This window comes from Lentzea sp. NPDC058450 (assembly GCF_042721395.1).
Lineage (GTDB): Bacteria > Actinomycetota > Actinomycetes > Mycobacteriales > Pseudonocardiaceae > Lentzea.
The window spans coordinates 99,518-118,681 of sequence record NZ_JBHXLO010000008.1 but is presented as its reverse complement, the minus strand read 5'-3'; the positions used below and the strand labels follow the sequence as shown (position 1 = coordinate 118,681).

17 protein-coding genes and 1 tRNA gene are annotated in these 19,164 nt (G+C 70.0%); 8 read left to right on the top strand and 10 right to left on the bottom strand.

From position 1 onward, the window contains the following. Nucleotides 1-79: 79 nt before the first annotated feature. Together ACFWNN_RS15260 and ACFWNN_RS15255 are read right to left on the bottom strand one after the other, a co-directional pair. Nucleotides 80-151: transfer RNA gene (locus ACFWNN_RS15260), tRNA-Glu, on the bottom strand. Between the two features lie 144 nt (nt 152-295). Beyond that, nucleotides 296-1,738: a PucR family transcriptional regulator gene (locus ACFWNN_RS15255; protein ID WP_382440510.1), complete on the bottom strand. Its 1,443-nt coding sequence runs from the start codon at nt 1,736-1,738 to the stop codon at nt 296-298. Between the two features lie 88 nt (nt 1,739-1,826). Between ACFWNN_RS15255 and ACFWNN_RS15250 the strand changes: the two genes are divergently transcribed. Genes ACFWNN_RS15250 through ACFWNN_RS15235 form a run of 4 tightly spaced genes read left to right on the top strand, consistent with a single transcriptional unit; the run spans nt 1,827 to nt 7,184 of the window. After that, complete coding sequence (locus ACFWNN_RS15250) at nt 1,827-3,251, top strand: sodium:solute symporter (RefSeq protein ID WP_382440509.1); 1,425 nt, start codon at nt 1,827-1,829, stop codon at nt 3,249-3,251. Then, nucleotides 3,248-4,186: an agmatinase gene (speB, locus tag ACFWNN_RS15245; protein WP_382440508.1), complete on the top strand. Its 939-nt coding sequence runs from the start codon at nt 3,248-3,250 to the stop codon at nt 4,184-4,186. Before ACFWNN_RS15250 ends, speB begins: the two co-directional genes overlap by 4 nt. Next, nucleotides 4,183-5,799, top strand: coding sequence for a thiamine pyrophosphate-binding protein (locus ACFWNN_RS15240; RefSeq protein WP_382440507.1), 1,617 nt, complete (start codon nt 4,183-4,185; stop codon nt 5,797-5,799). The genes speB and ACFWNN_RS15240 overlap by 4 nt, the downstream gene beginning before the upstream one ends. Further along, nucleotides 5,796-7,184 (top strand): aminobutyraldehyde dehydrogenase, encoded by a 1,389-nt coding sequence (locus ACFWNN_RS15235; RefSeq protein WP_382440506.1) that lies wholly within the window; start codon nt 5,796-5,798, stop codon nt 7,182-7,184. Before ACFWNN_RS15240 ends, ACFWNN_RS15235 begins: the two co-directional genes overlap by 4 nt. Here the strand turns inward: ACFWNN_RS15235 and ACFWNN_RS15230 are convergent. Together ACFWNN_RS15230 and ACFWNN_RS15225 are read right to left on the bottom strand one after the other, a co-directional pair. After that, a complete protein-coding gene (locus ACFWNN_RS15230; protein ID WP_382440505.1) occupies nt 7,159-7,977 on the bottom strand; it encodes an oxygenase MpaB family protein in 819 nt (272 codons plus the stop codon). The two genes, ACFWNN_RS15235 and ACFWNN_RS15230, sit on opposite strands and share 26 nt — an antisense overlap. A 189-nt stretch (nt 7,978-8,166) precedes the next feature. Next, nucleotides 8,167-9,984: a penicillin acylase family protein gene (locus ACFWNN_RS15225; RefSeq protein ID WP_382440504.1), complete on the bottom strand. Its 1,818-nt coding sequence runs from the start codon at nt 9,982-9,984 to the stop codon at nt 8,167-8,169. A gap of 97 nt (nt 9,985-10,081) precedes the next feature. Between ACFWNN_RS15225 and ACFWNN_RS15220 the strand changes: the two genes are divergently transcribed. Further along, on the top strand, nt 10,082-11,026 hold the full coding sequence (locus ACFWNN_RS15220; RefSeq protein ID WP_382440503.1) for a zinc-binding dehydrogenase: 945 nt from the start codon (nt 10,082-10,084) through the stop codon (nt 11,024-11,026). A gap of 52 nt (nt 11,027-11,078) precedes the next feature. On the opposite strand, the gene ACFWNN_RS15215 is transcribed toward ACFWNN_RS15220, so the two are convergent. The 5 genes from ACFWNN_RS15215 to ACFWNN_RS15195 form a co-directional block, all read right to left on the bottom strand. Continuing rightward, complete coding sequence (locus tag ACFWNN_RS15215) at nt 11,079-11,786, bottom strand: anti-sigma factor family protein (protein ID WP_382440502.1); 708 nt, start codon at nt 11,784-11,786, stop codon at nt 11,079-11,081. Further along, complete coding sequence (locus tag ACFWNN_RS15210) at nt 11,783-12,334, bottom strand: sigma-70 family RNA polymerase sigma factor (protein ID WP_325516962.1); 552 nt, start codon at nt 12,332-12,334, stop codon at nt 11,783-11,785. Before ACFWNN_RS15210 ends, ACFWNN_RS15215 begins: the two co-directional genes overlap by 4 nt. A gap of 123 nt (nt 12,335-12,457) precedes the next feature. Then, nucleotides 12,458-13,396 (bottom strand): DUF1996 domain-containing protein, encoded by a 939-nt coding sequence (locus ACFWNN_RS15205; protein ID WP_382440501.1) that lies wholly within the window; start codon nt 13,394-13,396, stop codon nt 12,458-12,460. A gap of 58 nt (nt 13,397-13,454) precedes the next feature. After that, nucleotides 13,455-14,102, bottom strand: coding sequence for a GntR family transcriptional regulator (locus ACFWNN_RS15200; RefSeq protein ID WP_382440500.1), 648 nt, complete (start codon nt 14,100-14,102; stop codon nt 13,455-13,457). 118 nt (nt 14,103-14,220) lie between these two features. Next, complete coding sequence (locus ACFWNN_RS15195) at nt 14,221-14,724, bottom strand: anti-sigma factor (RefSeq protein WP_382440499.1); 504 nt, start codon at nt 14,722-14,724, stop codon at nt 14,221-14,223. 246 nt (nt 14,725-14,970) lie between these two features. Here ACFWNN_RS15195 and ACFWNN_RS15190 point away from each other — a divergent pair, with 246 nt between their 5' ends. From ACFWNN_RS15190 to araD, 3 genes are read left to right on the top strand one after another with little or no spacing between them, the layout of a single operon-like run. After that, nucleotides 14,971-15,615 (top strand): GntR family transcriptional regulator, encoded by a 645-nt coding sequence (locus ACFWNN_RS15190; RefSeq protein ID WP_382440703.1) that lies wholly within the window; start codon nt 14,971-14,973, stop codon nt 15,613-15,615. After that, the gene (locus ACFWNN_RS15185) at nt 15,602-16,507 is read left to right on the top strand and encodes a dihydrodipicolinate synthase family protein (protein WP_382440498.1); all 906 of its coding nucleotides are present in this window, start codon (nt 15,602-15,604) and stop codon (nt 16,505-16,507) included. The genes ACFWNN_RS15190 and ACFWNN_RS15185 overlap by 14 nt, the downstream gene beginning before the upstream one ends. After that, entirely contained in the window at nt 16,504-18,210 is a 1,707-nt protein-coding gene (gene araD, locus ACFWNN_RS15180) for an L-arabinonate dehydratase (RefSeq protein WP_382440497.1), read from the top strand. Before ACFWNN_RS15185 ends, araD begins: the two co-directional genes overlap by 4 nt. On the opposite strand, the gene ACFWNN_RS15175 is transcribed toward araD, so the two are convergent. Then, nucleotides 18,211-19,083, bottom strand: a complete 873-nt coding sequence (locus tag ACFWNN_RS15175) for an alpha/beta hydrolase family protein (protein WP_382440496.1) — start codon at nt 19,081-19,083, stop codon at nt 18,211-18,213. Nucleotides 19,084-19,164 lie beyond the last annotated feature (81 nt).

Genomic DNA, 19,164 nt, shown 5'->3' with positions numbered 1-19,164 from the left:
TTTCGAAGATTCTTTGGGTCCGTCTGACATGGACCACTGTGCGGGAGGGCCCGGCCCACCCCACGAAGACCGGGCCACGTAGCGCGTACGGGGATCGAACCCGTGTTTCCGGATTGAGAGTCCAGCGTCCTGACCACTAGACGAACACGCCGAGCACGAGCATTGATACACAAATGCCCGTAAGTAATAGTAGAAAGTGAACTTGCTGGTCAGAGCTTGGAGGGCGCTCCGGCCCATTCGTCTGCGCGAATCATGGAACAATGATGACGTGCGGCGCGCGGAGTGCGCAAAGCAATTAATCGAGCCACGTGAGAGCGAGCCACAGCCGGGTCCGCTCGTCGGCCGTTCCAAGATCACGACCGAGGAGCCGCTCGGCGTGAGAAATTCGGTGCCGAACGCTGTTGCGGTGCACTTTCAGCACGGCCGCTGCCCGGTCCCAGCTGCCGTGCTGCCCCAGCCAGGCCCTCAGGGTGTCGAGGAGGTCGGGCCGGTCGAGCAGGGGTGCGAGCTCTCGCCGGGCGAACGCCCTGGCGGCCGCGGGGTCGACGAGAGAGGCCAGGTCGGAGGCAGGTAGCGCTGGCTCGCCGGTCGCCTGGGCACGGCTCAGGAGAGCGCTTGCCTCGGCAGCGGCGGCGTCGATTTCGGCGCGGGAGAGGGAACTGGCGAGGTTGGGGCCTGGCGCCGGGGTGGGAGCTGGGGCGGGGTTGAGGCTTGCGGCAGAGGTGGGAGCTGGGGCGGGGTTGCTGCCGGCAGCGGAGCCGGGAGCGGGCAGCGGTGCGACTCCTACCGGGCCGGCGATCTCCACCCCGGCGGCGACCAGCGCCAGGAATCCGTCCCCTTCCTTGGCCACGAGCGGCCCGTACCGCTGCGCCAGCACGTCGTAGTCCGCGCGCGACTCCCCCGCCACCACTCGATAGGGGCCAGGTCCCGTCACCCCCTCAAGTCCGGACACCTCCTGCCGCAGCAACGCCGAGGCCGCGAGCCGGGCCAACCGGCCGCGTTCGCTCTCCACGTCCCGGCGCAGCAGGCCGAGCAGGGCGAGTGCCACCGCGACCACGGCCCGTTCGGCGGCCGACAGGGGCGACGGGCGGCGCACCACGAGCACCGCGGACTCCACCGGGTCGAGGGTGACGTGGTCCTCACCCACCTGGGCCGAGGCCGAACGAGGGCCGCGGCCCGACGACACCCGGCCGACCAGCGAGGCGACGTCGGTGGGGGCCGTGGCGGGGTCCACCAGGTCGGCGCGGCAGTTCAGGACCACCGCGAGGGTGGTCAGGACCGACTCCACCGGGCGGACTCGGGTGGCGGCTCGGGTGAGGGCGCGCTGGCTGTCGGCGATCAGGCGCTGCTCGCGCACGGCGATCTCCGCCAGCAGGCTGGCGAGGGCCTGTGACACAGCCAGGAAAGGAGTGGACGGCGGCACCTCCAGCAGCGGCATGCCCTGGGCGGCACAGGCCTCCACCAGCGAGGACGGGGCGGTCGGGAACTCCGGTTCGACGCCGAAGCCGATCGCCGAGGCACCGGAGGAGACCAGGCCGGCGACGTAGGCCGGGACGTCGGACGGGAAGCGCACGCCGGCCGTGAGCAGGAGTTCCTCGCCGACCAGGTACGGGGTCGGGTCCTCCAGTTCGGACACGTGCGCCCAGCGGATCGGGCGGTCCAGGGCGTCGGCGCCGCACAGGACCGTGAGGCCCAGTTCGGTGCGCGCGACCAGGGCCAGCAGCGGGACGGTTTGCACAACCACAAGTCCAGGATTGTGCAGAACGACCTCTTACCGGCGCCAGCCCCGGTTCTTACTGTGACCTGCAACCCCAAGGAGGTCGGCAGTGGCTCTCGACTACGCGGTGATCGCCGCCTACGTGCTCGGCATGATCGGCATGGGCTGGTGGGGCATGCGCCGCGCCACCAGCAAGAGCGAGTACCTGGTCGCCGGGCGGCGGCTCGGGTTCGGCATGTACTCCGGCACCATGTCGGCGGTCGTGCTCGGGGGCGCGTCGACCATCGGCGGGGTCGGGCTCGGCTACAAGTTCGGCATCTCCGGCGCGTGGATGGTGTTCGCGATCGGGCTTGGCATCCTGTTGCTCAGCGCGTTGTTCGCGCGCCGGATCGTCAAGTTGAAGGTCTACACCGTCAGTCAGATGCTCGACCTGCGGTACGGCGGCAACTCGTCGTTGATCTCCGGCGCGGTCATGTGGGCGTACACGTTGATGTTGACCGTCACGTCGACGATCGCCTATTCGACGATCTTCAACGTCCTCTTCGGACTCCCGAAGACCGTCGGCGTGATCATCGGCGGGTCGATCGTGGTGCTGTACAGCGTTCTCGGCGGCATGTGGTCGATCACGCTGACCGACATCGTCCAGTTCGTCATCAAGACGATCGGCATCCTGTTCCTGCTGCTCCCGGTCTCGATCGCCGCCGCCGGTGGGTTCGATGGAATGCGGCAGCGGCTCAACGATCCGGCGATGTTCGACATCGGCAACATCGGCATCAGCACGATCATCACGTTCTTGTTGATCTACGTGTTCGGTCTGCTGATCGGGCAGGACATCTGGCAGCGGGTCTTCACCGCGAAGTCGCCGAAGGTCGCGACCTGGGGTGGCGTCACGTCCGGGTTGTACTGCCTGGTCTACGCCGTCGCGGGCGCGTTGATCGGCACGGCCGGCAAGGCGTTGTACCCGAACATCGCGAACAAGGACGAGGCGTTCGCGGTGATGGTCGAGAACCTGCTGCCGACCGGTGTGCGCGGACTCGTGCTGGCCGCGGCGCTGGCGGCGATGATGTCCACATCATCCGGTGCGTTGATCGCATGTTCGACCGTGGCCGCCAACGACATCTGGCGACGCAAGACCGATGTCCACTCGAACCGGATGTTCACGCTGGTGCTCGGCATCATCGCCATCGGCATCGCGGTGATCCTCAACGACGTCGTCGCGGCGCTGACGGTCGCCTACAACATCCTGGTCGGCGGCCTGCTGGTGGCGATCATCGGCGGTCTGGTGTGGAAGCGCGGCACGCGGATCGGTGCGATGGTGTCGATGGCCGTCGGTGCGCTGACATCGATCAGTTTCATGGTGATCGATGGTGTGCTCGCCGACTCGCCCATCTACTACAGCCTCGGCGCGTCGTTCGTGACGTACGTGATCGTCAGTCTGGCCACGCCCGCGACCGACCCGGCCGTGCTCGCGCACTGGGAGCGCCGGGTGGCGGGCGAGGCGACCGAAGAAGAAGAGGAACTGGTGAAAGCATGATCGGCCCCGTCGACTCCTCGCAGGTACCGCGTTATGCGGGCCCGGCGACCTTCGCCCGGCTGCCGCGCCTCGACCAGGTGGCGCACGCGGACGTCGCGGTGGTGGGAGTCCCGTTCGACACGGGCGTCTCGTACCGGCCGGGCGCGCGGTTCGCGCCCTCGGCCGTGCGGGAGGCGTCCCGGCTGCTCCGCCCGTACAACCCCGGCCTGGACGTGTCGCCGTTCGAACGACTGCAGGTCGTGGACGCGGGCGACATCACGGTCAACCCGTTCCACGTCGGCGAGGCCGTCGAGACGATCGAGGGCGCGGCCACCGACCTGCAGGCCGACGGCACCCGGTTGGTGACGATCGGCGGCGACCACACGATCGCACTGCCGCTGCTGCGGGCGGTGTCGCGCATCCACGGACCGGTGGCACTGCTGCACTTCGACGCGCACCTCGACACGTGGGACACCTACTTCGGCGAGCCGTACACGCACGGCACCCCGTTCCGGCGGGCGGTCGAGGACGGCATCCTCGACACCGAGGCGATCTCGCACGTCGGCACGCGCGGGCCGTTGTACGGCAAGAAGGACCTGGAAGACGACCGCAGGCTCGGCTTCGGCATCGTCACGTCGTCGGACGTCATGCGGCGCGGCGTGGACGAGACGGTGGACGCGCTGCGGCAGCGGATCGGGTCGCGGCCGCTGTACGTGTCGATCGACATCGACGTGCTGGACCCCGCGCACGCGCCCGGCACCGGGACGCCCGAGGCGGGTGGGATGACGTCGCGGGAGCTGCTGGAGATCGTGCGCGGGCTGCGGGGGCTGAACCTCGTCGGGGCGGACGTGGTGGAGGTGGCGCCGGCGTACGACCACGCGGACATCACGTCGGTGGCGGCCTCGCACCTGGCATATGACCTGGTGAGTCTGCTGGCTTTGAAGGAGGGGAAGTGAACGAACGGAACGGTGGCGATGTCGTCGTCGAGACGCTCGAAGCACTCGGCGCGCGCACGGTGTTCGGCATCCCCGGCCAGCACGCGCTGGGCCTCTTCGACGCGCTGCGCCGCTCCGGCCTGCGCTACGTCGGCTCGCGGACCGAGGTCAACGCCGCCTTCGCCGCCGACGGCCACGCCCGCGTCACCGGCGAGGTGACCCCGCTGCTGGTGTCGACGGGTCCGGGCGCGCTCCAGACGCTGGCGGGCCTGCAGGAGTCGGCGGCCGCGTCGGCGCCCGTGCTGGGCATCTCGTCGCAGATCCCGCGTGCCGGGCTCGGCGGGGTGCGGGGCGGGTACCTGCACGAGCTGACGGACCAGCTGGCCTCGTTCCGCGACGTCGTGAAGCACGCACGGGTGGTGCGGCACGCGTCGCAGATCCCCTCAGCGCTGGCCGAGGCGTGGGAGGTCGCGATGACCGCCCCGTTCGGGCCTGTGTGGGTCGAGATCCCGCAGGACGTGCTGCTCGGACCCGCCGGTGTGCCGCCCGTGACGTCGATGGAGTGGTCGGCGCGCGAGGTGCGCCCGCGGGCCGAGCTGGTCGCGGAGGCCGCGCGGTTGCTGGACGGCGCGGAACGGCCGGTGATCCTGGCCGGTGGTGGTGCGCTGCACGCCCGCGACGAGCTGCTGGAGCTGGCGGAGAAGTTGCGGGCGCCGGTCGTGACCACGTTCGGGGGCAAGGGGAACTTCCCGTGGGACCACCCGCTGTCGGCGCAGTCGTGGCTGGAGGACTGGCACACCACCGAGTTCCTCGCCGACGCGGACGTGCTGCTGGTCGTCGGGTCGGGGCTGGGTGAGCTGTCCAGCAACTACCGGACGTTCCGGCCGCGCGGCACGGTGGTCCAGGTCGAGGCGGACCTCGGCAAGCTGGAGTCCAACTACCCCGCGCTCGGCATCCACGCCGACGCCGCGCACACCCTGAGCGCGTTGACCAAGGCCACCAGGCGGAAACCCTCCGACGGGGTCGCCGAGGAACGGGTGCTCGGGCTGCTCGCGAGCGTCCGGGAACGGCTCGCGGCACAGCACCTCGACCTCGAGTGGCAGGTGCTGGACGCCGTGCGCGAGGCCGTGCCGGACGGGACGCCGACCTGCTGGGACATGACGATCCTGGCCTACTGGGCCTGGTCGGCGTGGGACCCGCGGGGTGGCGCGCAGTTCACGGCGCAGGGCGCGGGCGGGCTCGGGTACGGGTTCCCCGCCGCGCTCGGGGTCGCGGCCGCCACCGGCGGGCCCGTGCTCGCGGTGTCCGGCGACGGCGGCGCGATGTACGGGATCTCCGAGCTCGCGACGGCCGCGCAGCACGGGTCGCGGGTGGTGTGGCTGATCGTCGACGACGGCGGCTACGGCATCCTGCGCGAGTACATGACCGACGCGTTCGGCCAGGCCACCGCCACCGAGCTGGCCCGCCCGGACTTCGTCGCGCTCGCGCGGGCGTTCGGGGTGCCCGCCACCCGCAGCACGCCCGAGTCGTTGCGCGAAGATCTGGCCAAGGCGTTCGCCGGGGACGGCCCGCACGTGGTGGTGCTGCCCGCGGTCCTGCGCATGTTCGCCCCCACGCACCTGGAGCACACGTGATCGTCGCGAACTTCGTCAACGGCACCTCCGCGAGTGCCGAGGAGACCTCTCCGCTCGTCGATCCCCGCACCGGCGAGGAGTTCGGCCGTGCCGTCGTCTCGCGCGCGGACGAGGTGGACGCCGCCGTCCAGGCCGCCGCGCAAGCGTTTCCGCGGTGGTCGCGCACGACACCGGGCGAACGGCAGCAGGCGTTGCTGAAGCTCGCGGACCTGCTGAAGGCGAACGCCGAGCAGGTCGCGGACGCCGAGGTGCGCGAGACCGGCAAGATCCGGTCGGTGCTGCTGGACGAGGAGATCCCGCAGTGCGTGGACCAGATCCGGTTCTTCGCCGGGGCCGCCCGCGCGCTCGGCACGGCCGCCGCCGGTGAGTACCTCCCCGGCCACACCTCGTACCAGCGCCGGGAGGCCGTCGGGGTCATCGCGCAGATCACGCCGTGGAACTACCCGCTGATGATGGCGGTGTGGAAGATCGCGCCGGCGCTGGCCGCGGGCAACGCGGTGGTGCTCAAGCCCGCCGACACCACGCCGTCGTCCACGGTGCTGCTGGCCGAGCTGGCGTCCCGGGTGCTGCCTGCCGGAGTGTTCAACGTCGTGCTGGGCGATCGCGACACCGGGCGGCTGCTGGTCGAGCACCCCGTGCCGGCGATGGTGTCGCTGACCGGGTCGACCAGGGCCGGGGTCGAGGTGGCGCGCAGTGCCGCCGCGACGGTGAAGCGCACGCACCTCGAACTCGGGGGCAACGCGCCGGTGCTGGTGTTCGACGACGTCGACGTGGCCAAGGCCGCGGAAGGGATCGTCGGGGCCGCGTTCTACAACGCAGGTCAGGACTGCACGGCCGCCAGCCGCGTGCTGGTGCACTCGGCCGTGCACGACGAGTTCGTGGCGGCACTGGTGAAGGTGGCGTCCGCGACCGTTCCCGGCACGGACTTCGGTCCTCTCAACAGCCAGGCGCAGCTGGACCGCGTGCTGGGCCTGCTGTCCCGGTCGTCCGCCACCGTCCACTGCGGAGGCAGGCGGCACGGCGACGAGGGCTTCTTCCTGGAGCCCACGGTGATCTCCGGGCTGGGTCAGGACGACGAACTGGTGCAGGAGGAGGCGTTCGCGCCGCTGATCACCGTGCAGTCGTTCGCGGACGACGACGAGGCCATCGCGCTCGCCAACGGTGTGCCGCAAGGGCTTGCGTCGTCGGTCTGGACCCGCGACACCAGCCGGGCGGCGGCACTGACGGCCCGGCTCGACTTCGGCATCGTCTGGGTCAACACGCACGGCGCGGTGGCGTCCGAGATGCCGCACGGCGGTTTCGGCGCGTCAGGTTATGGCAAGGACCTGTCGATGCACGGCCTGGAGGACTACACGCGCGTCAAGCACGTGATGATCGCGCACTGAGCATCGCCTGGTACGGCACGGGGTAGTGCAGCAGGCTCGCCGGGACGACCGCGGAGACCACCCGGATCGCGCGGATCCACCGGCGCAGCCTGCGGTCGTCCCGGTCCGTCCACTCCAGACCGAGCTTGTCCCGCAACGCCTCCGGCAGCGTCCCGACGGCGAAGTCCGGCAACACCTGCGCCGCGACGGGCCGCACCAACGGCCACAGGGCGCTGGGCACGTGCTCCGCGCCCGGCGCCTTGCCGGTCCGCAGCTCGAACGCCTCCAGCAGGCCGTCCACGCCGTCGGTCGGCTTGAGCTGGGTGGCGATCACGTCGTCCAGGTACTCCCGCAACGCCGTGAGGTCGCTCGGCATCGTCCTTATGCCGAGCGACCGTCCCGTCTCCCGCCACTCGCGGTACAGCCGCTCCTCGCGGATCGCCGGCATCCTGGGCCGCAGCAACCGGTACGCGGTGAGCAGCGAGTCGAAGCTGGTGGCGTGCACCCACCGGAACAGCTCCTCGTCCGCACCCGGAATCGACGCGTGCGAGCGCACCAGCCGGTCCGACTCCACCGATGCCTGCTCCCCGCCGAACAACCGCAGCTGCGACGACGTGATCGTCCGCGTCAACCGCGCGAACGGATCGGCGCGGTAGCCGTCGCGCACGGCGGCCGCGATGACCGGGTGGGCGACCTGCATGAGCACCGCGCGGCCCAGCACCACCAGCTCGAACCGGGTGTACCAGCCGAGCCGCCACGTCACCGACTCAGGTCCCAGCGTCACGTCCATGATCATTCCGAAGTAGACGGACACGTTGAAGGTCCTTACCCCGAAAGGATTAGGGCCTGTGTCGAAGTCTGATTCGATGAGAGTCGCGCCTGAGGTGGTTCCTGGTCGTGCGGCCGGGTGGCCCGCGCACCGGTGTTGTACGTGGGCCACCCGGCCGTGCCGCCAGGGGCCGCCTCAGGCCCGGCTATCGCGGATCAGACTTCGACACAGGCCCTAGCAGAGGGCGCCCTTCTGCCACTTCTTCGCGCCGTAGAGGTCCGGCCGTGCGGGCGCCATCAGCGTGTACGCGGTCGGGCAGGCCCGATCCGTGTACTCGACGGCGAAGACGAAGCTCGACCCGTCGCTGACCTCCTGCTTCTCCCAGTCCATGTTGATGAGGTTGTAGACGCCGGACAAGCCGGACCCGCCGTGCAGCGGGATCTTCCTCCCGTCCCGCACCACGTACTGGTTCTCCCCCAACGGCTGGTGGATCTTCGGCCCGAGCCTCGCCACCACCTCGTCGAACGCCTTCTCCGTGCCACCGGCCGCGAACCACTGGTCGAACAGCAACGCCCCCACGCTGCCGACCTCGTTGCGGCGGTCCCACTTCCGCAGCACCTCGCACTCCGGGCGGCCGCACGGCATCGAGTCCAGGTACTTCTCGGCGGCGGTGTTCCTGTTCTCCAGCACCAGCTTCCGCATGGTCGCCGCGTCGAACCGACCCAGGTGACGTGGAATCTCCCCCAGTCCGAACTCGGTGCGCAGGTTCGCGATGGTCTCGTCGCCGAACACCGGAGGGAACCCGGTCAACGGCTTGTCCGCGCGCACGAAGGCGTGCGACGCGTTGGAGTTCGTGGCGTAGGTGTCGCTCTCGATCCACGGCATCCGGTCCACCGGCAGCAGTCCCGCCCGGCAGGACGACCGCGTGCCGTCGACGATCGCGACCCCGGTGCGCTCCAGGAACCCCTGGTCCACCACACAGTCCCGCTCCACGTCCGGCACGACCTGGATGCCGGCGTAGAGCGTCTGCCCGCGCCGGTCCGCCGCGACGATGTTGGTGCGCACGGTGCCGCCGAACCGGTCGAGGCCCGCCTTGAGGTCGGCGGTGGTGCGCGCCTCCAGGAAGGTCGCGACCGAGTTCAGCGTCGTCAGCCGGTCCGCCGCGAGGTCGGTGACGGCGTAGGCCTCGGTGTCGGTCCACGGCAGCGGGGTCATCTCGTGGCCGGTGAGGTGCGGGTTGGTGCGGAGCAACCGGGTGACCGGGCCGTAGCGGGTGTCCCAGTGGGTGCCGCGGTCGACCATCTTCTCCGGCTTCCCGTCGACCACGTAGGTGTGCCGGTCGGCGAGCTTCAGCTTCGTGAGCGTGTAGCTCGACGCCGTCGACACCGTGGCCGACCAGGCGACGCCGCGGTTGTAGCCGTTGAACACGACCGGGATGCCGAGCACGGTGACGCCGTCGACGTCGACCTCGCCCGGGATGGTGAGCCTGGCGTGCCAGAACGACACCATGCCGCGCCACGGCACGTGCGGGTTCCCCAGCAGCACGCCACGACCTCCGTTGGTACCCCTCGAACCAACGGCGATCGTGTTGCTGCCCCGCTCCTTCACTTCCTTGGACAGCGACGGCCAGATGCCCTCGTACGCCCGGAAGACGCCTTCGTTGAACGCCACGTGGTTGAACCGGTAGAGCTCGGCCTCGGTGATCGGCCGCGCTCCACAGCCCGGATTCCGCGCCGCGTAACGGTTGTAGCCCTGCACGTACCCGGTGAACAGGTCTCGTACCTGCCGCGTCGGGCCGATCGGCGGCGGTTGGGCGACTATCCCCTCGACCACCTTCCGGCGTTCCAGGTCCCGGAACTGGGGATCGGCGGCGAACTCGGTGAACAGCTTCGCGAGGTCGCACAGGTGCGCCTTCGCCTGCCCGTACCCGATGCCGTCCCCCAGGCCGCGGTGATGCGCCGCGACGACGTGCGGCACCTGCTCGGGTCCGGCCGCGGACGCCACGGGCGCCGAGGTGACCAGGAGCAGGCTCGCGATGACGGTTTTCCACACGACCGTGTTTTTAGCACAGTCGTGTCACCAACCGCCACCGAGTTGCGTCGTCACGGCTGTTGACCTCCAGTTAGGTGGAGTTCCTACGGTCAGACGCATGTTCGCGATTCGGCAGTACGAGTTCGGCCCGGCGGAGAACCTGCGCTTCGAGGAGGTTCCCGACCCGGAGCCCGCGGCGGGCCAGGTCCGCGTCACCGTGGCCGCCGCCGGCGTCCACCTCGTCGACACCACCATCCGCCAGGGCGGCTTCGGCCCGGTCGAGTTCCCGATGACGCCCGGCCGCGAGGTCGCCGGGGTCGTCACGGCGCTCGGCGAGGACGTGGCGCCGGACTGGCTCGGCCGCCGGGTCGTCGCGCACCTCGGCACGGCCAACGGCGGGTACGCCGAGCTCGCGGTGGCGAACGTCCAGGCACTGCACGCGCTGCCCGACGCCGTGTCGTTCGAGGCGGCGGTCGCGATGATCGGCACCGGGCGGACGGTCGTCGGGGTGCTGGACGCCGCGAAGCTCACGAAGGACGACGTCGTGCTCGTCCTGTCGGCGGCGGGCGGCATGGGCACGTTGTTCGTGCAGGAGGCGCGCAACGTCGGCGCGCAGGTCATCGGGCTCGCGAGCACCGACAAGCTCGACCTGGTGATGGACAACGGGGCTGACGCCGCCATCGACTACACCCGGCCGGGCTGGGCGGACGGGCTCAAGGACATGACGGTCGTGCTGGACGGGGTCGGCGGCGAGGCGGGCGCGCTGGCGTTGAAGACGCTCGGGCCGGGCGGCCGGCAGATCATCTACGGCTGGGCGTCCGGGAGCTCGACGCCGATCAGCACCGAGGCGTTGTTCGCCAACAGTCTCACCGCGACTGTCGCGTTGGGACCGAACCTGATGCGGAGAGGCCTGCGGACACTGGAAGACGAGTCGATGGCGGGGCTGGCGAGCGGCAGGTTCGTGCCGGCCGTGCACCCGCCGTTCGCGCTGAAAGACGCCCCGCAAGCCCACGAGGCACTGGAGTCCAGGGCCACCGCGGGCAAGGTCGTGCTCAGGCCGTGAAAGAAAAGGGGCCGCTCCCATGCAGCGGAAGCGGCCCCTCGTCATCTCGCGATCACGCCTGCACCGGCACCTCGACGAACTTCTTGCCTTCGAAGTTCTCCACCACCACGGACTTCACGTCCGCGGGGGCGACGAGTGCTGATCCGTCCAGGTTCGTGCCCTCGGCGGCGCCCTTCTTGGACACCACCCACGAGCCGGCCTCCTGGCGGCTGCCGTCCTTCGCCACGACGAAGATCCGGCACTTCTCGCCCTCGGGGATGCCGTTGATCGACATGTTCGTCCGCACCCAACCGGCGGCGGGGACGACCTTGACGGTCATCGACGCCTTCGTGGTCGGATCGGTGAACGTGGCGAGCCTGGTACCGCTCGGATCCGGCGCCACCGTCGGAGTGGGAGAGGCAATGTTCGCATCGGGCGACGTTGCCTTGCCGACGAAAACTCCAGCTCCGAGCACCACCGCGGCCACCACGGCCGCCGCGGCACCGAGCGCGAACTGACGGCGTTTCGCGACGCCGCCCCGTTCCGTGCGCACCTGGCGGAGCGTGCGCTGCAACAACAGGTCGCCGCCCTCGGGCGGCCCGTCCATCATGATCTCCGGCGGAACCTCGCCGAGGAACGCCTCCATGTCGCGGAGCTCGTCGAGTTCACGCGTGCATTCGGGGCAGGACGCCAGGTGCTCGTCCATCTCGCGCACCTCCTGCTCGTCGAGTGCTCCGAGAACGTAAGCACCGAGCAGCTGCGGGTCGTGCTGCGTCGTCATCCAGCCACCCCCTTCAGTGCGACCTTCTGACCTCCGAAGGTCTCCCTCAAGGCTCGCAACGCGTAATACGATCTCGACTTCACTGTGCCAGGTGGCACCCCGAGCGCCTCCGCCGCCTCCGTCACGCTCCGGCCTCGGAAGTAGATCTCCATCAGCACGTCGCGGTGATCCGAGGACAGCCGGTCGAGCGCTTCGAGCACCACCACCGAGTCAACCACCTGGTCAGCGTGGTCGCGCTCGATGGGGGGCGTCGTCGGGGACTCGGCCACCTCCTGCGGGCGTGCCGCCTTCGCACGCACACGGTCCGTGACGATGTTGCGCGCCACGGTCAGCAACCAACCGCGCACCGATCCCTTGCCGTTCACGAGGGCGTCGGGATGGCGCCACGCTCGGACCAGGGTCTCCTGGACCACGTCCTCGGCAGCCGCCCGATCACCGGTCAACCGCGTCGCGTAGGCCAGCAGAGCCCGACCGTGCTCCTCGTAGAGCGATCGGATCAGCGCCTCGTCGGCCGCGGTCTCCCGTTTGCGGGAGAACAAAGCCGCCATCCACCCACTCCTCCCCGCCCGCGAACACCTCGTGCGGGCGTCCTGTTCAAGACCTCAGCCGTCACACGAGCGGCAGAGAGCTTCGGTTCAACGGGTTTCAACTAAAAAATGAGATGCCGGATGCTAGCGGGACCGGTTGAGGTGCCCGACCAGCTCCGCCATCCGCGCCTCCGGCATGACGATGATGGCCATCCCGTGGTCGGTCGCCGGGTCGCGCAGTTCCTCCTTGAAGGAGTCGATGGCGAACGGCCGACCTGCGGGGATGTCGTAGCCCACGGTGATGTGCAGCCGCGGGACGGGGAAGGTCTTGGCCGGGCAGTTGCCACCGGCCAGGGGGAACACCAGGTGCGTGCGGTGCGAGGCGCTGTCCTTGTTGTTGCCGTCCCAGCAGCTGCCGAAGTCGTAGGTGCGCGTGGTGGTCGCGCTTCCACACAGCGGGTACTTCGTCGTGTACCGGCCGGGCTGGTCCGAGCAGCCCCAGCGGGCGCGCGTGTTCGGGCCGTAGTCGTTGGTGAACGCGGCCGGGTCGCCGGTGATCATCCGCAGGAACCCCGGCATCGGCAGCACGTCGCTGGTGGAGCTGCCCTCGTAGCGGATCTCGACGCTCTTCGGGGCGAGCACCTCGCCGGTGTTGCCGTGCAGGCCGCCGCCGTCGGCGTGCGCGTCGTGGCCCGCGCCGTCGGTCAGCCGCAGGACCGGCCAGTAGTAGGTGGAGCGGTCGTCGTTCTCGCACGTCGTGGGCGCCGCCGCGAGGGACTCGTCGGTCGACATCGCGTCGGCCGAGCGGTTGCCGACGTACTCGTGCGTGTGGTGCGCGCCGAACGGGATGCCGGGCGAGACGACCGGGTTGTCCGCGTTGAGGTGCCGTTCCTCGTTGACACCGCACTGGATCACGACGTTCGGCGTCTTCGGTTCGGCGATCACCTGGTCGAGCTCGCTGACGTAGTGCTCTGCGGACGGCGCGCCGTTGGACGTACCGCGCAGCACCACCGTCGCCGAACCCACGACCACGAGGACGGCCACCACCGCGACCGCGAGGGTCGCCGGTTTGTTCCGGGCCACGGTTACAGCCTGCCAATCCGATCGGGCAAACCAAAGTGCCCTGTCTCAATACGACCGCTCACCGCTTCTCCACCAGTTTCACGTAGGACCCGCGCAGGTGTTCTTCCGCCGCACACCCCGCCGCCGCCGGGTCGCCCGTGCGCAGCACGGCCGCGAGACCGGCGTGCTCCGGAACGACTATGTCCTGGTAGGAGGGGTCGTCGGCGACCCTCGCGAGCAGGAAGAGGTGCACCTGGCAGCGGATCGCCCGCCACGCCTCGCGGAGCCGCCGATGTCCGGTCGCAGCGTAGACGGCGTCGTGGAACCTCATGTCCAGCGCGACTCGCTCGGCGTCGGTTCGGGCATCCTTCATTGCCCTGACGACCTCGTCGATCGGGCCCAGATCGGACGCTTTCGCGGCCGCGGTGCGCATCGCGAGGACGTCCAGCGAGGTCCGCAGGGTGTAGAGCTCGTCCACGTCCTCGGGCGTCAGCTCGCGCACCCAGGTGCCGCGGTGCCACTCCGAGACGACGAGGCCCTCGCTCTCCAGCACCACCAGGCCTTCGCGCACCGACCCGCGGCTCACGCCCAGCACGCTCGCGAGCTCGACCTCTTTCAACGCGGTGCCGGCGGCCAGCTCACCGGCCAGGATGGCGTCCCTGATCCGGTCGGCGGCCTCTCCCGCGACACCGCGGCGGGCGACGGGCCGGACGGCGGGAGGGGGCATGTCCGAATGTTGACATTGCCCGATCGAGGGGTCAAATCACTCGACCGAGCGAACGCCCGGCCGAGGATCGACCCCGGCCTTCAAGGGGTGGTAGCGGCGTGGCTGCGGGGCCACGCCGCTACTTCGCGGTCACCAGCGGAAGGCGATCGTGGTTGACGACGCTGACCCCGGCGACGTCCCCTGCCCGCACCAGCGCGGACCCGTTCAGCGTCACTTCACCCTCGTGCGCCCTCCAGGAGCCCGCGGTGAAGGTGCGGCCGTCCTTCGTGTGCACGACCAGCCAGCAGGCTTCCCCGTCCTGCATCCCGGCGACGGTGGCGACCAGCCTCAGCCCGCCCTCGGTGTCGGTGACCTGCACGGCCATGTGCGCACCCGCCGCCGAGGTCCCCTGCAGGACCGCGTCGGTGGTGCCGCCGACCCCCATGCCCTGGCCCATCCAGACGCCTCCGGCGAGGACGCCGGCGACCATCAGGGTCGACGACAGGGCCGTGATGCGCCCACGGCGGCGCACGGCCTGTTGTCTCTCTTCGCGGACCGACCCGAGCGTGCGTTGCAACAGGTGGTCCATGTTCGGTGGAGGCCCGTCGAGCGCGGCCTCCGGTGGCAGTTCTTCCATCAGCATGTCGTTCTCGTTCAACTCGTTGGTGCCCAGGACGTTCGGTGCCAAGCGCTGGCGGACGCGGCTACGGACACGGTTACGCGGAACGATGCACTCAAATTTCTCCTTCTCCAGTCCCGCGTACTGCGGTGACCAACACCTTCAAAACGAGCCGTCGAGGAAGTTGGTTCAAACCAGATACAGGGACGTTGCGCAGCCCACACAAGACGGTTGACCGGCCTTCTACCTGCACCTACGCTCTCATATATGATGTATGACCGGGCTGGAGCCCTTCCGGCGTCCCGGACCGACTTTGTTCTGGAATCGATCAAAGAAGCGATTCTTTATGGAAAACTGAGGCCGGGTCAGGCGCTCGTCGAAAGTGATCTCGCCTCCTCTCTCGCCGTCTCGAAGACGCCCGTGCGCGAGGCGCTCAAGACGCTCGCCGGGTCGGGGCTCGTCGTGATGAGCCCGTACAAGGGGGCGACGGTCCGCACGGTCGACGCCGCCATGGCCGCGTCCGTCTACGACGTGCGACTGCTGCTCGAACCCGAGGCGCTGAGCAGGGCCGTTGCCCTCGGGGCCGACTTCGCCGAGGCCAGGGCGGCGCTGGACGACACCGAGGACCTGGCGGTGCGCAACCTCGCCAACCGCCGGTTCCACCGCGCGCTGTACGCGGGCTGCGGCAACCCGTTGCTGGTCTCCCTGCTCGACGGCCTGCACGACCAGGCCGCGCTCGTCACCGCCGCCGGCTGGGGGCTGCGCCCGACGTGGGAGGCGGAGGCCGCCGAGCACCGGGCGATCCTCGTCACCGCCGAGGAGGGCCACGGCGAGGCCGCGGCCGACCTGCTGCGCCGCCACCTGCGGACCTTCGCCGACCGACTCGCCGAGGAGCTTCCCGATGTCGTTCGATGACCTGACCGAGCAGCTGGCGTCCGTCGTGGCGATCACCGTCACGCCGTTCGACGCCGACGGGGCCGTGGACGAGAAGAGCTACGCGGCCGTCCTGGACCGGATGGCCGACGGCGGGATCTCGGTCGTCACGCCGAACGGCAACACGAGCGAGTTCTACACGCTGTCCGCGGCCGAGACCGAACGCGCCGTGGAGATCACCGTCGACACGGTCGGGGGCCGCGCGGCCGTGGTCGCCGGGGTCGGACATGACGTGGCGTCCGCAGTGGCGTCGGCTCGGTTCGCTGACCGGGCCGGGGCTTCCGGGATCATGATCCACCAGCCGGTGCACCCGTACGTGTCGTTGGACGGGTGGGTGGACTACCACCGGGCCGTCGCGTCCGCGGTACCGGAGCTGAGCGTCGTGTTGTACGTGCGGAACCCGCGGATCGGCGGGGCGCAGATCGCGGCGCTGGCCGACGCGTGCCCGAACGTCGTCGGCGTGAAGTACGCGGTGCCGGATCCCGTCCGGTTCGCGTCGGTGGCGCGGGACGCCGGACTGGAGCGGCTGACGTGGATCGCGGGGCTCGCCGAGCTGTCCGCGCCGGGGTACTTCGCGGTCGGGGCCACCGGGTTCACCTCCGGGCTCGCGAACGTGGCGCCGCAGCTGTCGGTGCAGATGTTCCGGTGCCTGCGGGCGGGTGAGTTCGGCGCGGCGATGGAGTTCTGGGAGTTCCTCCGCGGGTTCGAGGAGCTGCGGGCGGTGCACGAGTCCGCGAACAACGTGTCGGTGGTCAAGGAAGCGTTGGCACAGCTGGGGTTGTGCCGCCGGGACGTGCGGCCGCCTGCCTCGGTGTTGTCAGACGCCGATCGGTCGGCGGTGGGTGTGCTGCTGAACTCGTGGAGCCTCGTGTGAGGCTGCGCAGCTCGGAGTGGTTCGAGGGCGAGGGGCTGCGGGCGTTCTCCCACAACGCGCGCATGCGGCAGCTCGGCGTGAACTCGGTCGAGCACCTCGGCAAGCCGGTGATCGCGATCCTGAACACGTGGAGCGGGATCAACCCGTGCCACATGCACCTGCGGGAACGGGCGCAGCAGGTCGAGCGCGGGGTGTGGGAGGCCGGCGGCTTTCCGTTGGAGTTCCCCGTTTCGACGCTGTCGGAGACGTACCAGAAGCCGACGCCGATGCTGTACCGGAACATGCTCTCGATGGAGACCGAGGAGATCCTGCGGTCCTACCCCGTCGACGGGTGCGTGCTGATGGGCGGGTGCGACAAGACGACGCCCGCGTTGCTGATGGGGGCGGCGTCCGCAGGCCTGCCGACGGTGTTCGTGCCCGCCGGGCCGATGTTGCGCGGGCACTGGCGCGGCGAGCAGCTCGCGTCCGGCACGGACATGTGGCGGTTCTGGGACGAGAAGCGGGCCGGCACGATCTCGGCGGAGGCCTGGGCGGAGATCCAGTCCGGGCTGGCCCGCTCCCCCGGCACGTGCATGACGATGGGCACGGCGTCGACGATGACGGCCGCGGCGGAGGCGCTGGGGCTGACGTTGCCCGGGGCGTCGTCGATTCCGGCCGTCGACTCGGCGCACCACCGGATGGCGGCCGCGTCCGGGATGCGCGTGGTCGAGATGGTGCGCGAGGGGCTGACGATCGGCGACGTGCTGTCGGCCGAGGCGTACGAGGACGCGATCAGGACCGTGCTGGCGCTCGGCGGGTCCACGAACTCGTACATCCACCTGATCGCGATGGCCGGGCGGTCGCAGATCCCGTTGACGCTGGACGACTTCGACCGGTTGTCGCGGGAAACCCCTGTGCTGGCCTCGGTTCAGCCCGCCGGGACGCACCTGATGGAGGACTTCTACTACGCGGGCGGGCTGCGCGGGTTGCTGTCGCGGTTGCGGGAGTCGTTGCACCTCAAGCGGATCACGGTGACCGGCCGGACGTTCGGCGAGGACCTCGAAGGCGCGGAGGTGCACGACTCCTCGGTGATCCGTGAGGTGGACGACCCGATCTCCGCCGAGGGCGGGCTGGCTGTGCTGCGGGGCAATCTGGCTCCGGACGGTGCGGTGATCAAGTACGTGGCGGCTGATCCCGCGTTGTGGAGGCACACCGGGCCCGCCGTGGTCTTCCACGGGTACAAGGACTTGCAGGCACGGATCAACTCGCCGTCGCTGGACGTCACGAAGGACTCGGTGATCGTGCTGGCCGGTGGCGGGCCCAAGGGCGGGCCCGGCATGCCTGAGTACGGGATGCTGCCCATTCCGGACAAGCTGCTGCGCGAGGGCGTCCGGGACATGGTGCGCGTGTCGGACGCGCGGATGAGCGGAACTTCTTACGGCGCCTGCGTTCTGCACGTGGCGCCAGAGGCGCACATCGGCGGGCCGCTGGCGTTGGTGCGCGACGGCGACCTCGTGACGCTGGACGTCGAGGCGCGGGTGTTGCGCGTGGAGATCTCCGACGAGGAGATGACGCGTCGCCGGGACGCGTGGACGACGCCGCCGCCGAAGTTCGAACGCGGGTACGGCGCTTTGTACTACGAGCACATCACGCAGGCCGACGAGGGCTGCGACTTCGAGTTCCTGTCACGGCCGGGGCGCAACCCCGAACCGAACGCGCACTGACTACTTGGACTCGACGCGGCCGTTCGTGACCTCGGCCTTGGCCCAGTCGTCGGTGCCGTGCAGCTGCGTGCGCAGGTACGCCGTGGTGAGGCGTTGCACGTCCGCGACGCGCTCCGGGCTCTCGTCCGTGGTCTCGGCGACGTCGTACCCGCTGACGCCGCCGAACCCGTGCTCGGCGCCGAACAGCGTGAGCAGCACCTTCTCGCCGGGCGCGAGGTGGTACGGGTCGGCGTGCCAGTCCGGGCCCATGGTGGTGAGGTGCGCGGACGCGTCGGCGTCCCCGGCGACGACCAGCGCGGGCGTGGTCATCTCGCTGAAGTCCGTGCTCTGCATGAAGGGGTAGTTCTCCTTCACCACGTCGGTGACGGCGTCGCCGCGGCCGGTCGAGCCGAGCAGCACCCCCGCCGTGATCCGCTCGTCCTTGAGGCTGGTGTTCTCCGTGCGCATGCCCAGCAGCAGGCTCGCGGTGTGGCCGCCCATGGAGTGACCCACGACGGCGACCTTGGCCCGGTTCCACCGGCTTTGCAGCTGCGGCACGGCCTTCTCGATCTCGTCGAGGCGGTCGAGGATCGCGGACATGTCCTCGGCGCGGGAACGCCAGAACAGCGGCGCGCCGGGCGTGGTCGCGGGCAGGTTCAGGCTGCGGCTGCTCAGGTGCGTCGGCTGGAGCACCACGAAGCCCTGCTCGGCCCAGTGGTTCGCGAGCGGCGCGTAGCCGTTGAGCGAGGACAGGTGGTTCGAGTAGCCCTGGCCGTGCGAGAGCAACAGGATCGGCAGGTCGGTGCCCTCGGTCGGCGCGGAGACCTTCACCTGCAGGTCAACGGGCCTGCCGGGGATCTCGAGGACGACGGGGCTCACCGTGAAGACGGTCATCTGGTTCCCTTCGGGTACGCTCTCCGACTGAAGCGGAGCGACGTTCCGGAACGATACGGAGCACTGTTCCGCTTTGTCAAC